Annotated in this window: 7 protein-coding genes; all 7 read right to left on the bottom strand. The window is 72.4% G+C overall.

The window, feature by feature from the left end:
- Window positions 1-117: 117 nt before the first annotated feature.
- Window positions 118-1,545, bottom strand: a complete 1,428-nt coding sequence (gene pyk / locus ACFWP2_RS04725) for a pyruvate kinase (protein ID WP_380448274.1) — start codon at window positions 1,543-1,545, stop codon at window positions 118-120.
- A gap of 94 nt (window positions 1,546-1,639) precedes the next feature.
- Complete coding sequence (locus ACFWP2_RS04720) at window positions 1,640-2,863, bottom strand: acetate kinase (protein ID WP_380448272.1); 1,224 nt, start codon at window positions 2,861-2,863, stop codon at window positions 1,640-1,642.
- Window positions 2,860-5,019 (bottom strand): phosphate acetyltransferase, encoded by a 2,160-nt coding sequence (gene pta / locus ACFWP2_RS04715; RefSeq protein ID WP_380448270.1) that lies wholly within the window; start codon window positions 5,017-5,019, stop codon window positions 2,860-2,862. Before pta ends, ACFWP2_RS04720 begins: the two co-directional genes overlap by 4 nt.
- A 212-nt stretch (window positions 5,020-5,231) precedes the next feature.
- Complete coding sequence (gene glgB, locus ACFWP2_RS04710; RefSeq protein ID WP_380448268.1) at window positions 5,232-7,661, bottom strand: 1,4-alpha-glucan branching enzyme; 2,430 nt, start codon at window positions 7,659-7,661, stop codon at window positions 5,232-5,234.
- Window positions 7,662-7,799: 138 nt separating this feature from the next.
- A complete protein-coding gene (locus ACFWP2_RS04705; RefSeq protein WP_380448266.1) occupies window positions 7,800-9,290 on the bottom strand; it encodes a maltokinase in 1,491 nt (496 codons plus the stop codon).
- Window positions 9,291-9,541: 251 nt separating this feature from the next.
- Window positions 9,542-11,266 carry a maltose alpha-D-glucosyltransferase gene (gene treS / locus ACFWP2_RS04700; protein WP_380448264.1) on the bottom strand — a complete coding sequence of 575 codons (1,725 nt, stop codon included), beginning with the start codon at window positions 11,264-11,266 and terminating at the stop codon, window positions 9,542-9,544.
- Window positions 11,263-13,218 carry an alpha-1,4-glucan--maltose-1-phosphate maltosyltransferase gene (locus ACFWP2_RS04695; protein WP_380448913.1) on the bottom strand — a complete coding sequence of 652 codons (1,956 nt, stop codon included), beginning with the start codon at window positions 13,216-13,218 and terminating at the stop codon, window positions 11,263-11,265. The genes treS and ACFWP2_RS04695 overlap by 4 nt, the downstream gene beginning before the upstream one ends.
- Between the last annotated feature and the right edge of the window lie 1,096 nt (window positions 13,219-14,314).

The following is a 14,314-nucleotide window of genomic DNA, read 5'->3' as shown; positions in this document are numbered from 1 at the left end:
GACAAGTAGCCGAGGCTGACAACCAGCCGACGCCGACAAGCAGCCGAGGCCGCAAGGCCCGTGGGGCGGCCCTCCGGAAGGAGGACCGCCCCACGGGCGTTCAGGCCTGACGGGTGCTCACTCGCTCCGGGTGCCCAGGTGGTGCACCTGCACCATGTTGGTGGTGCCGGGGATGCCGACCGGGACACCGGCGGTGACGATGACGGTGTCGCCGTCGCCGAGCCGGCCCATCTTCAGCAGCTCCCGGTCGACCTGCGCGACCATCGCGTCCGTGGTGGCCACCTGCTCCGTCACGTACGCCTCGACGCCCCAGCTCAGCGAGAGCTGGTTGCGGGTGGCGCTGTCCGGGGTGAAGGCGATCACCGGGATCGGCGAGCGGTAGCGGGACAGTCGGCGGGCGGTGTCACCGGACTTGGTGAAGGCGACCAGCGCCTTGCCGTCCAGGAAGTCGCCCAGCTCGCACGCGGCGCGGGCGACCGAGCCGCCCTGGGTGCGCGGCTTGCGGCCCGGGTTGAGCGGCTGGAGGCCCTGGGAGAGCAGTTCCTCCTCGGCCTTCTCGCAGATCCGGCTCATGGTGCGGACGGTCTCGACCGGGTACTTGCCGACGCTGGACTCGGCGGACAGCATGACCGCGTCGGCGCCGTCCAGGATGGCGTTGGCGACGTCGGAGACCTCGGCGCGGGTCGGGCGCGAGGCGTGGATCATCGACTCCATCATCTGGGTGGCGACGATGACCGGCTTGGCGTTGCGGCGGGCCAGGGTGACCAGCTGCTTCTGGACCAGCGGCACCCGCTCCAGTGGGTACTCCACGGCCAGGTCGCCGCGGGCGACCATGATGGCGTCGAAGGCGAGGACGATCTCCTCCATGGCCTCGACGGCCTGCGGCTTCTCGATCTTGGCGATGACCGGCACCCGGATGCCGACCTCGTCCATGACCTCGTGGACGTCCTTGATGTCGTCCGCGTTGCGGACGAAGGACAGGGCGATCATGTCGACGCCCAGGCGCAGCGCGAAGCGCAGGTCGTCCTTGTCCTTCTCGGACAGGGCGGGCACGTTCACGGCCGCGCCGGGCAGGTTGATGCCCTTGTTGTTCGAGAGCACGCCGCCCTCGATCACCACGGTCTTCACCCGCGGGCCGTCGACGCTGACGACCTCCAGGGCGATGACGCCGTCGTTGATCAGGATCGGGTCGCCGGGCTTCACGTCGCCGGGCAGGCCCTTGTAGGTGGTGCCGCAGATGTGCTGGTCACCGGGGACGTCCTCGGTGGTGATGGTGAACTCGTCGCCGTTGTCGACGGTCACCGGGCCGTTGGCGAAGGTCGCCAGACGGATCTTCGGACCCTGGAGGTCGGCAAGGACGCCGATGGCCTTGCCGGTGTCCTCCGAGACCTGGCGGACCTTGCGGTACCGCTCCTCGTGGTCCGCGTGGTTGCCGTGGCTCATGTTCAGTCGGGCGACGTTCATGCCCGCCTCGACGATGGCCTTCAGCTGTTCGTAGGAGTCCGTGGCCGGACCCAGGGTGCAGACAATTTTCGCTCGGCGCATATGGATCAGTCTATCCGTTCGTGTTATAGGTGCATTCGGTACGCACCGGGAGGAATCGCCGACGAAAAGTTCCGAGGAGTGAGACGATTCCGTGTCAGTCCTCGGACTCCCGGCGTTCCCGGTGCACCAGCGCGAAGGCCTGTCGGGCGATCTCCAGCTCCTCGTCGGTGGGCACCACGGCGACCGCCACCCGGGCGTACGCGGGCGAGATGATCCGGGCCTCGCCGGACCGCACCGAGTTCAGCTCCGGGTCGACGGCGATGCCCAGTTCCTCCAGTCCCGCGGTGGCCGCCGCGCGCACCGGCGCCGCGTTCTCCCCGACGCCGGCGGTGAACGCGATCGCGTCCACCCGGCCGAGCACCGCGTAGTAGCCGCCGATGTACTTGCGCAGCCGGTGGACGTACGCGTCGAACGCCAGCCGCGCGTCCGCGTCCCCCTCGTCGGCCCGGCGCATGATCTCGCGCATGTCGTTCTCGCCGCACAGCCCGCGCAGGCCGCTGCGGCGGTTGAGCAGGTCGTCGATCTCGTCCACGGACAGGCCGCCCACCCGGTGCAGGTGGAACACCACGCCGGCGTCGACGTCGCCCGAGCGGGTGCCCATGACCAGGCCCTCCAGCGGGGTCAGGCCCATCGAGGTGTCCACGCAGCGGCCGCCGGCGACGGCCGAGGCGGAGGCGCCGTTGCCCAGGTGCAGCACGATCACGTTGACCTCGGCCGGGTCCTTGCCGAGCAGCCGGGCGGTGGCCCGCGAGACGTACTGGTGCGAGGTGCCGTGGAAGCCGTAGCGGCGCACCCGGTGCTCGTCGGCCACGGCCCGGTCGATCGCGTAGCGGGCCGCGTACTCGGGCATCGAGGCGTGGAAGGCGGTGTCGAAGACGGCCACCTGGGGGAGGTCGGGGCGCAGCGCGCGGGCCACCTCGATGCCGGTGATGTTGGCCGGGTTGTGCAGCGGGGCGACCGGGATCAGCCGGCGGATCTCCTTGAGCACCTCGTCGGTGATCACGGTCGGCTCGGTGAACCGCAGCCCGCCGTGCACCACCCGGTGGCCGATCGCGGCCAGCTCGGGGGAGTCCAGCCCGAGGCCGTCGGCGGACAGCTCCTCGGCGACGGCCTTGAGCGCGGCGGAGTGGTCCGGGAAGACCTGCACGGTCTCGCGGGCCTCGCCGCCGCGCGGGGTGTGCGCCAGCCGGCCGGTGCTCTCGCCGATCCGCTCGACCAGCCCGGAGGCCAGCTTGGCCCCGTCCAGCATGTCGATCAGCTGGTACTTCACCGACGAGGAGCCGGCGTTCAGCACGAGAACGCGGGTGCCCTTGCTCACTGTTCGGCCCCCTTGTGGTCCTGGGACTGGATGGCGGTGATCGCGACGGTGTTGACGATGTCCTGCACCAGCGCTCCGCGGGAGAGGTCGTTGACGGGCTTGCGCAGCCCCTGGAGCACCGGGCCGACCGCGACCGCGCCGGCCGAGCGCTGGACGGCCTTGTAGGTGTTGTTGCCGGTGTTGAGGTCCGGGAAGATCAGCACGGTGGCCCGCCCGGCCACCGGGGAGCCCGGCAGCTTGGTGGCCGCGACGTGGGCGTCCACCGCCGCGTCGTACTGGATCGGGCCCTCGACCAGGATGTCCGGCCGCAGCTCGCGGACCAGCTCGGTGGCCTTGCGGACCTTGTCGACGTCGGCGCCGGAGCCGGAGGTGCCGGTCGAGTACGAGAGCATCGCGACCCGCGGCTCCACCCCGAACTGGGCGGCGGTGGCCGCGGACTGGATGGCGATGTCGGCCAGCTGCTGGGCGTCCGGGTCCGGGTTGACGGCGCAGTCGCCGTAAACCAGCACCCGGTCGGCCAGGCACATGAAGAAGACCGAGGAGACGATCGAGGCGCCCGGCGAGGTCTTGATCACCTCGAAGGCGGGCCGGATGGTGGCGGCGGTGGAGTGCACCGCGCCGGAGACCATGCCGTCCGCGATGCCCTCCTGGACCATCAGGGTGCCGAAGTACGAGACGTCGGTGACCACGTCCAGGGCCAGCTCGACGGTCATCCCCTTGTGGGCGCGCAGCTTCGCGTACAGCTCGGCGAACTGGCGGCGCAGCGGGCTGGTGGCCGGGTCGACGATCCGGACCTGGGCCCGGTCGGCGCCCGGGTCTCCCCCAGCCTGGCGGCCGGGAGGTGCCCCCACCTGCGGCAGTTCGATGCCGGCGGCCGCGGCCTTGCGGCGGACGGCGTCCGCCTCGCCGAGCAGGGTGAGGTCGCAGATGTTGCGGCGCAGCAGGATCTCGGCGGCGCGCAGCACCCGCTCCTCGGTGCCCTCGGGCAGGACGACGTGTCGACGGGCGCCCCGGGCGCGCTCCAGCAGCTCGTGCTCGAACATCATCGGGGTGACCCGCTCGGACCGGTCGACCTCCATCAGAGTGGTCAACTCGGCGGTGTCGACGTGCAGTTCGAACAGGCCGAGGGCGATCTCGGCCTTCCGGGGGCTGGCCGAGGTGAGCTTGCCCTCCAGGTGCGTCAGATGGGCGGCGGTGGGCCAGCTGCCCTCGGGGACGACGGCGACCGGGGTGCCGGGGGCGAGCCGGGCGGCCAGCGCCATCACGTTGGGGCCGGGGTGCTGGCCGAGCGTCAGCAGCACGCCGGCGATCGGCGGGGCGCCGGCGGCGTGCGCGGCCAGCGAGCCGATCACCAGGTCGGCGCGGTCCCCGGGGGTGACGACCAGGGCGCCCTCGGTCAGCGCGTCCAGGAAGGTGGGCAGCATGGCGCCGCCGAAGACGTAGCCGCGCACGTCCCGGGCGAGCCCGGCGGCGTCCCCGAGCAGCACCTCGGCGCCGGTCGCCTCGACCAGCTGCGCGACGGTGGGCGCGGCCAGGGCCGGCTCCTCCGGGATGACGTAGGAGGGGAGCGGCAGCTTCTCGGTGAGGGCGCGCTGGATCCGCTGCTTGGCGCCGGGGGTGACCCGGTTGGCGATCATCGCCAGGGTCTCGCAGCCGAGGTCGGTGTAGGCGCGGTGGGCGCCCAGCACCTCGGCGATCACCGTGTCGGCGTCCTCGCCGTGCCCGCCGACCACCGGCAGCACGGCGGCGCCGAACTCGTTGGCCAGGCGGGCGTTGAAGGCCAGTTCGTCCGGGATGCTGGTGTCGGAGAAGTCGGTGCCGAGCACCAGGACCGCCTGGCAGCGCCGCTCCAGGGCGTGGAAGCGGTCGACCAGGACGGAGACCAGCTCGTCCTGCCCCATGGCGGCCTGGAGCGCGGCGGCCTCCTCGTAGGTGAGGCCGTACAGTTCGGTGCTCGGCAGGTCGAGCCGGTAGCGGCCGCGCAGCAGCTCGACCACGTGGTCCGTGCCCGGCCGCCCGGGGGCGGCGGCGTGCACCAGGGGGCGGAACACCCCGACCCGGTCCACCTGGCGGGTGAGCAGTTCCATGACCCCGAGTTCGACCGCCTGGCGGCCGTCCCCCCGGTCGATGCCGGTCACGTACACGCTGCGCGCCACGTGGGTGTCTCCGTCCCGTCGTCTCGGAAAGTGGTCATATCGACCATACCTTCGCACCCCGAACGGTCGTCCGCGAGCAGAACGGCGGGGTTCGGGCAAGGGGCGGAGGTCCCGCCCGGGGGCCCGCCCGGCGGGGCGGGCACCCGGGGGTCCGGGGGCTGTCCGGCCGCGCGTGACTCCCGTCGCGCGCGGCCCCCCGGCGGGCACGGCGCTCAGCGCGCGGGGCGGAGCCAGACGGTGGCGAGCGGGGGGAGGACCAGTTCGGCGGAGCGGGGCTGGCCGTCCCACTCCACCGGTTCGGCCTTGACCGGGTGGGAGTTGCCGACGCCGCTGCCGCCGTACTCCTCGGCGTCGGTGTTCAGCAGCTCCTCCCAGAGCTGGTCGCGGCCCGCCAGCCGGGGCAGGCCGACCCGGTGCCCGTGCCGGACGACCGGCGAGAAGTTGCAGACCGCGACCAGCGGCGAGCCGTCGGCCGCGTACCGGACGAAGGAGAGCAGGTTGTCCTCGGCGGCGCCGCCGTCGAGCCAGCGGAAGCCGGCCGGGACGGTGTCCAGCTCCCACAGCGCCGGGGTGTCGAGGTAGCGCCGGTTGAGGTCGCGGACCAGCCGGCGCACCCCGAGGTGGTCCTGGTGGGCCGGCCACTGCTCGTCGAGCACCCACCACTGCGGGCCCTGCTCGTGGTCCCACTCCGCGCCCTGGGCGAACTCCTGCCCCATGAACAGCAGCTGCTTGCCCGGGTGGGACCACATGAAGCCGAGGTAGGCGCGGTGGTTGGCGCGCTGCTGCCACCAGTCGCCGGGCATCTTGGAGACCAGCGCCTGCTTGCCGTGCACCACCTCGTCGTGCGAGATCGGCAGGACGTAGTTCTCGGAGTAGGCGTACACCATCGAGAAGGTGATCTCGTTGTGGTGGTACTTGCGGTGCACCGGCTCCTTGGACACGTAGACCAGCGAGTCGTGCATCCAGCCCATGTTCCACTTCAGCCCGAAGCCGAGGCCGCCGGCGTCGGTGGGCCGGGTGACCCCGTCCCAGGCGGTGGACTCCTCGGCGATGGTGATCACGCCCGGGCAGCGCCGGTAGACGGTGGCGTTCATCTCCTGGAGGAAGGAGGCCGCGTCCAGGTTCTCCCGGCCGCCGTGCTGGTTGGGCGTCCAGGAGCCGCCCTCGCGGGAGTAGTCGAGGTAGAGCATGGAGGCGACGGCGTCCACCCGCAGGCCGTCGATGTGGAACTCCTCGCACCAGTACACCGCGTTGGCGACCAGGAAGTTGCGCACCTCCTTGCGGCCGTAGTCGAACTCCAGCGTCCCCCAGTCCGGGTGCTCGGCGCGCAGCGGGTCGGCCGGCTCGTACAGCGGCTCGCCGTCGAAGCGGGCGAGCGCGAAGTCGTCCTTGGGGAAGTGCGCGGGCACCCAGTCGACGATCACGCCGATGCCGTGCCGGTGCAGGGTGTCCACCAGGTACCGGAAGTCGTCGGGGCTGCCGAGCCGGGCGGTGGGGGCGTAGTAGCCGGACACCTGGTAGCCCCAGGAGCCGCCGAAGGGGTGCTCCATCACCGGCATGAACTCCACGTGGGTGAAGTTCAACTCCTTGAGGTAGCGCGGCAGTTCCTCGGCGATGGCGCGGTAGGTGGTGAGCTCCGGGCGCCAGGACGGCAGGTGCAGCTCGTACACCGACATCGGTGCCCGGTGGTGTGCGGCGCGGCCCCGGCGGGCCATCCACTCGCCGTCCTGCCACCGGTGGTCGGAGGAGGTGACCACCGAGGCGGTGCCGGGCGGGCACTGGGCGGCCCGGGCCAGCGGGTCGGCCTTGTCCAGCACCCAGCCCTGCCGGGTGTGCACCTCGTACTTGTAGGTGGCGCCCTCGGCCAGGCCGGGGACGAACAGCTCCCAGATCCCGGACGAGCCGAGCGAGCGCATCGGGTGCCCGGTGCCGTCCCAGTGGTTGAAGCCGCCGATCAGCCGCACCCCGGCGGCGTTCGGCGCCCAGACCGCGAAGGCGGTGCCGGCCACCCCGTCGACGGTGCGCGGGTGCGAGCCGAGCGCCCGCCACAGCTGTTCGTGCCGGCCCTCGGAGATCAGGTGCAGGTCGAGCTCGCCGAGGGTGGGCGGGGTGCGGTAGCCGTCGTGCTGGCGCAGCGGCTCGCCGCCGGGGTACGTCACCAGCAGGGTGTAGTCCGGCGGGTCGCCGCCGGCCACCAGGCCGGTGAACAGTCCGCCCTGCTGGTGGGTGAGTTCGGCCGGGCCCTGGGCGGTCTCGACGACCACCCGCTCGGCGAAGGGGCGCAGCACCCGGATCGCCGTGCCGCCGAGCACCGGGTGGGCGCCGAGCAGGGCGTGCGGGTCGTGGTGCTGCCCGCCCACCAGCCGGTCGACCTCGGAGGGCGGCAGCGGCGCCTCGGGCAGCCGCAGCGCCCCGCCGGGGGCCGGGCGGGCGGCCTCCCGGGGGTGCCCGGGGGTGGGCCGGGGGGCGGCCGGGGGCTCCGAGGGGGCCCCGGTGCCTTCCTCCTCCTCGGTCGCCCGGCGTTCCGCGCGCTCGTGGCCGGCGGGCCCTTCGGCCGCCCGCCCTTCGGCTGGGAGCGGTCCGGCCAGGAAGGTGGCCGGTACGGGGCGGGTGGGGCGGCCGGTCGGGTCGATCGGCGTCACGGCGGGGTCCTCCTGCGGCGGGGTGGGCGAACTCCTGCGGGCGGTACAGGACGGGCGGTACTGACGGGGGGAACAGGACGGGGGATCAGGACGGGGGAACAGGACGGGGGAACAGGACGGGGGTACGGGACGCGGGGGTCAGACGGGCAGGGCCAGCCGGTTGATCGCGGCCAGGGGGATCGGCAGCCAGCTCGGCCGGTGCCGGGCCTCGTACACCACCTCGTAGACCGCCTTGTCGATCTCCAGCGCGCGCATCAGCTCCGGCGAGGCGGCCGGGTCGGCGCCGCCGCCGGCGGTGTAGCCGGCGCAGTAGGCGGTGCGGTTGCGCTGGGCCCAGGCGGCGGCCAGGTGGGCCAGTTCCGGGTCGACCGGGCCGCCGGCCAGCAGGTGGGCGGCCGCGTAGTCGAAGGAGCGCAGCATCGCGGCGACGTCGCGCAGGGCCGGCTGCGGCTCGCGGCGCTCGTTGACCGACTTGGCGGGCTCGCCCTCGAAGTCCAGCAGCACCCAGCCGTGCGGGGTGCGCATCGCCTGTCCGAGGTGCAGGTCGCCGTGGATGCGCTGGACGGGCAGACCGTCCGGGTGGGCGTCGGCGAGCTGCTGGAAGGCGGCGCGCAGCGCGGCCCGGAAGCGCATCAGCCCGGGGACGGCGGCGACGGCGCTGTCCAGCCGGTCGGCCATCGCGCCGGCCAGGCGTCCGGTCTGGGTGCGGTCGAGCCGGGCGACCGGCATCGAGCGGGCCAGCACCCGGTGCACCTCGGCGGTGGCCCGGCCGAGCCGGTGCGCCTCGATGGCGAAGTTGCCCGGGGACCGGTCGCCCTTGAGCCGGCCGACCTGGTCGAGGGCCAGCTCCCAGCCGTCCTCGGCGTCCGGCAGGTAGCGCTGCAGAAGCCCGAGGGTGGCGGGCTCGGCGCGCTCCATCCGGCTCTCGAACCAGGCGGCGACCCGGGGGATGCGGGTGGAGCCGGCCCGGGAGAGCGCGAGCGAGAGTTCGAGGTCGGGGTTGGTGCCGGGGTGGATGCGGCGGAACAGCTTGAGGATGTACGAGGTGCCGTAGATGACCGAGCTGTTGGACTGCTCGGCGGTGGAGGCGCGCCCGGGGAGGTTGGCGGGCAGCCCCGAGCCGGGGGTGCGGCGGAAGGACAGGGCGCCGAAGCGGTCCCCGGTGGCCAGGTGTTCCAGTAGCCGCCCGGTGAGTTCCGGGTCGTGCACCGCGTCGTAGAGGGTCGCGCCGTCGTACGGGCCCTGGCTGAGCCGGCCGAGCACGGCGCCGGGTTCGATGTCCCCGAGCCCGCCGGAGCGGATGCCGAGCAGCAGCTGGTAGATGTCGCCGTGCGGGGCGCCGGCCGTGGTGGCGTGCTCGACCCGTAGCAGCAGGTGGAGCAGGGCCGGGTCGCCGACCTGGAGGGGGGTGCCGACCACCGGGGTGAGGCCGGTGATCGGCCGCCCCTTGCCGGCGTACCAGCGCTGGGTGGGCAGCCACGCCGCGATCAGCGGCAGGGCCGCCTGGACGAGCTCGCTGACGCCCAGGGCGGTTCTCCGGACCCCGGCGCCCCGGGTGCCCGCCGCGGCGGCGGGAGCGGCGGGGGTGCCGTCCTGGGGGTGGGCTTGAGAACGGGAGGTTTCGGACATGGCTCCCTTTCCCCGGAAGCACGCGGACTGCCCGACGGGTCGTGGCCGGGTCCGTCAGTCTTCCGGATTGCGGCGGCGCGGCGGTCGCGGCACGCGAGCACGGCTCGGGTGTCACGCCTTCGTGTGGGTGGCCGTTGGGCTGTTCTCCGTACGCGGTGGTGCAGAGAACTCCGGGGGCGCGGGGGTTCAACTCGCGCCCCCGGAGGGTCTGGTGGTGCTGTTCGCGCTGGTGTGCGGCGTGCGGCGGATCGTTACTTCGATCGGCTGGTCCCGCTCAGGCGCGGAGGCTGCCGGAGCTGGAACCAGTAGAAGCCGTGTCCGGCCAGGGTGAGCAGGTAGGGCCACTCGCCGATCGACGGGAAGCGCACCCCGCCGATCAGCTCGACCGGGTACCGGCCGCCGTACTGCCGCAGGTCCAGCTCGGTCGGCTGCGCGAACCGCGAGAAGTTGTTCACGCACATGACCAGGTCCCCCTCGTACTCGCGCACGAAGGCCAGGACGGCGGGGTTGCTGGAGGGCAGTTCGGCGTAGCTGCCGAGGCCGAACGCCGGATTGAGCTTGCGGATCTCGATCATGCGACGCGTCCAGTGCAGCAGCGAACTCGAACTGCTTTGCTGCGCCTCGACGTTGGTCACCTGGTAGCCGTATACCGGGTCCATGATGGGCGGCAGACTGAGCCTGCCCGGGTCGGCGGAGGAGAAACCCGCGTTGCGGTCCGGGGTCCACTGCATCGGGGTGCGCACGCCGTCGCGGTCGCCGAGCCAGATGTTGTCGCCCATGCCGATCTCGTCCCCGTAGTAGAGCACCGGGGAGCCGGGCAGGGAGAGCAGCAGGGCGGTGAACAGCTCGATCTGGTTGCGGTCGTTCTCCAGCAGCGGGGCGAGCCGGCGGCGGATGCCCACGTTGGCGCGCATCCGCGGGTCCTTGGCGTACTCCGCGTACATGTAGTCGCGCTCCTCGTCGGTGACCATCTCCAGGGTCAGCTCGTCGTGGTTGCGCAGGAAGATCCCCCACTGGCAGCCGCCGGGGATCTGCGGGGTCTTGGCGAGGATCTCCGACACCGGGTAGCGGGACTCCCGGCGCACCGCCATGAAGATCCGCGGCATCACCGGGAAGTGGAACGCCATGTGGCACTCGTCGCCGCCCGAGGCGAAGTCGCCGAAGTAGTCGACGACGTCCTCCGGCCACTGGTTGGCCTCGGCGAGCAGCACCGTGTCCGGGTAGTTGGCGTCGATCTCCTTGCGGACCCGCTGGAGGAACTCGTGGGTCTCCGGCAGGTTCTCGCAGTTGGTGCCCTCGCGGGCGAACAGGTACGGCACCGCGTCCAGCCGGAAGCCGTCGATGCCGAGGTCGAGCCAGAACCGCAGCCCGGCGATCATCTCGTCCTGGACCCGGGGGTTGTCGTAGTTGAGGTCCGGCTGGTGCGAGAAGAAGCGGTGCCAGAAGTACTGCTTGCGAACGGGGTCGTAGGTCCAGTTGGACGTCTCGGTGTCGACGAAGATGATCCGGGCGTCCGGGTACTGCTTGTCGTCGTCGGCCCACATGTAGAAGTCGCCGTACGGCCCGTCCGGGTCCGTCCGGGAGGCCTGGAACCACGGGTGCTGGTCGCTGGTGTGGTTCATGACGAAGTCGATGACGATGCGCATGCCGCGGGCGTGCGCGGCGTCGACGAACTCCATGAAGTCGGCGAGGTCGCCGAACTCCGGCAGCACCGAGGTGTAGTCGGAGACGTCGTACCCGCCGTCGCGCAGCGGGGAGGCGAAGAACGGGGGGAGCCAGAGGCAGTCGATCCCGAGCCACTGGAGGTAGTCGAGCTTGGCCGTGAGCCCCTTGAGGTCCCCGACCCCGTCGCCGTTGCTGTCCTGGAAGGACCGCACCAGCACCTCGTAGAAGACCGCACGCTTGAACCAGTCGGGGTCGAGCGTCTTCTTCGAGCTCTCGGGGAAGGTGTCGGGGACGGGCTCGTTCACTGTCACGCTGGGTTCCTCCGAACCGTGAGGAGGTGAGCCGGCTCGGCTGAGGGATCGAGCCGGACGTAGTTGTGCCGGCCCCAGGTGTAGACGGCGCCGGTGAGCTCGTCGTGCACCGCGTACGGGCCGTCGCCGTCCAGCGTGACGGTGGCCTCCTGGACGTGGTGCGGGTCGAGGTTCACCACGGTGATGACCTGGTCGGTGAGCCCCTCGGGGGTGGTCGCGGTCTTGGAGTAGGCGAGCACCTGGTCGTTGTCGGTGGCGTGGAAGCGCAGGTCGCGCAGCTGCTGGAGGGCCGGGTGGCGGCGGCGCAGCCGGTTCAGCACGGTCAGCAGCGGGGCCAGGGTGTCGGTGCGGCTCCAGTCGCGCGGGCGCAGCTCGTACTTCTCCGAGTGCAGGTACTCCTCGGAGCCCGGGTGGGCCGGCTCGTTCTCGTACAGCTCGTAGCCGGCGTAGACGCCGTAGCTGGGGGAGAGGGTGGCGGCGAGCACCGCGCGGACGGCGAAGGCGGCCCGGCCGCCGTGCTGGAGGTACGCGTGCAGGATGTCCGGGGTGTTGGCGAAGAAGTTGGGGCGCATGTAGGCGGCGGCGTCACCGGTGAGTTCGGTGAGGTACTCGGTGAGTTCCGGTTTGGTGGTGCGCCAGGTGAAGTACGTGTACGACTGGTGGAAACCGATCTTCGCCAGGGTGTGCATCATCGCCGGGCGGGTGAAGGCCTCGGCGAGGAACACGACGTCGGGATCGGTCCGGGCGACGTCGGCGAGCACCTTCTCCCAGAACACCACCGGTTTGGTGTGGGGGTTGTCGACCCGGAAGATCCGGATGCCGTGGGACATCCAGAACCGAAGGATCCGGATGGTTTCCTTGACGATTCCGTCCATGTCCTGGTCGAAGTTGACCGGAAAGATGTCCTGGTACTTCTTCGGCGGATTCTCGGCGTACGCGATGGTGCCGTCCGCGCGGTGGCTGAACCATTCCGGGTGCTTGTTCACCCAGGGGTGGTCGGGGGAGCACTGGAGGGCGAAGTCCAGCGCCACCTCCAGGTGCAGCGACCGCGCCTCGGCGACGAAGTGGTCGAAGTCCTCGATGGTGCCGAGGTCCGGGTGGACCGCGTCGTGGCCGCCCTCGGGGGAGCCGATCGCCCAGGGCGAGCCGACGTCGTGCGGACCGGCCGTCAGGGTGTTGTCCGGGCCCTTGCGGTAGGCCCGGCCGATCGGGTGGACCGGCGGAAGGTAGACCACGTCGAAGCCCATCGCGGCGACGGCCGGCAGCCGCTCGGCGGCGGTGCGCAGGTTCCCCGGGCGCGGCGGCTCGACGCCGGCCGGGTCCACCACGGCGCCCTCCGAACGGGGGAAGAACTCGTACCAGGAGCCGAACAGCGCGCGCTCGCGGTCCACCTGGAGCGGCAGCGGGCGGGAGGCGCTGAGCAGTTCGCGCAGCGGGTGGCGGGCGAGCACGTCGAGCACCTCGGGGGCGAGCGCGGCGGCCAGCCGGGACAGCGGCGGCATGGTCGGGTCGCGCAGCGCGTCGGCGGCGGCCAGCACGTCGGCGCGGCCCTCCTTCTTGGGCACCCCGGCCGCGGCCCGTTCCAGCAGCCGGGCGCCCTCCTCCAGGACCAGCGCGGTGTCGATCCCGGCGGGCAGTTTCACCGCGGCGGCCTTGCGCCAGGTGGCGAGCGGGTCGCTCCACGCCTCCACCAGGTACGACCAGCGGCCGGGCGCGGTCGGGGTGACGGACGCGCCCCAGCGGTCGGTGCCCTCGGCCAGCTCGCGCATCGGCGTCCACGGGCCGCTGCGGCCGCGCGGGTCGCGCAGCACCACATTGGCGTTGACGGCGTCGTGGCCCTCGCGGAAGACCGTCGCGGTGACCGGGAAGGTCTCGCCGACGACGGCCTTGGCCGGGCGGCGGCCGGCGTCGATGAGGGGACTGACGTCCAGGACGGGGATGCGGCCGATCACGGTGTCGCTCTCTGTCGTCTTGCGGGCGGAGGGCTTGGTGGAGGGCTTGGCGGCGGCCTTGCCGACGGTCTTCCCGGCGGGCCCGGCCGCGGTCCGGCGCGCGGCCGCCGGTTCGGCGGGGGCCTTGGCGGCGGACGTGCGGCGCGGTGCGGGATCGGCCCCGGCGCCGGCCTTCGGGGTGGTGGCCGACGCGGTGGCGGTGGTGCGGCGCGTGGTGGTGCGCCGGCGGGGCGCCGCGGTCCGGTCCTCCGCCGTCCCGGGGTGTCGGGTCGTGGAGGGCTGTGCCGTGGAGGGCTGGGCTTCGGAGGATCCGCCACCGACCGCCCCGGACGCCCTCGGCGCCGGCATCGCCGGATCTGTCCGAGTGTCAGAATCCATCCGTCCGGCCGATTCCGCGACCGCTGCGTCGAGGCCTTCGGCCACCGGTGTGGACTGGTCCCGCGTGTCGCCGTGCATGCCAAGCTCCTGCCCGAGATCGGCGGCAGCTCCCCGCGGGCCGGGGTCGGGCCGGGGGAGTACCGGAGGACTGCTGGGTGGGGAGGACGTGCGACCGGAAGCCTGCCCGCGCCGCTGTTCCCGGCAACCTGCCCGGCGCCCGCCGAGCCGGTGGTGGGACGCCCCGGAGCCCGTGTGCGTCCCGGCGCACGCCTGCGCGGGGCACGTCCCCGGCCGCCCCGGTCCCCCCGTGAACGAGCGGGCCGGGCGCGAGGACACGCGTCCGTGCGAGGTGATCGCCGAATGGGCTAAGAAGGGCGGGAACGGCCAACGCGAAAAGGATTCGGACGTGCTGCTTCGCGGGGGACGCCACCCGTCGTCGCACGCCCCACAGCATCCACGACCTTCGGTCATCCTCGCACCGGGGGCGAGGTTTTCGCAGCGGTACGACAGTAGTTTCGGGCCTTCTCCCGAGGGGACGGGCCATCGGAAATGGAGCCGTACCGAAGAGTTCACGTATTGGTAGCGCGGACCCTCGAAATGTGCGCCTCGCGCGCCCCCCGTGCAGACCAATGCGCCGAATGCGATCTCATCAATAGCCCGAACGGATGCCCAATAGCCCACTTGACGCACTGTCGGGCCGACCGCCGAGGCTACGCTT

The sequence above is a fragment of the Kitasatospora sp. NPDC058444 genome (genome assembly GCF_042721415.1).
In the GTDB taxonomy this organism is placed as follows: Bacteria; Actinomycetota; Actinomycetes; order Streptomycetales; family Streptomycetaceae; genus Kitasatospora.
The sequence above is the reverse complement of the archived record's forward strand: the minus strand, read 5'-3'. Positions and strand labels throughout refer to the sequence as shown.

Coding starts and splice junctions, on each gene's coding strand:
- pyk (WP_380448274.1), bottom strand. CDS start 1,545: ATGCGCCGAGCGAAAATTGTCTGCACCCTGGGTCCGGCCACGGACTCC.
- ACFWP2_RS04705 (WP_380448266.1), bottom strand. CDS start 9,290: ATGTCCGAAACCTCCCGTTCTCAAGCCCACCCCCAGGACGGCACCCCC.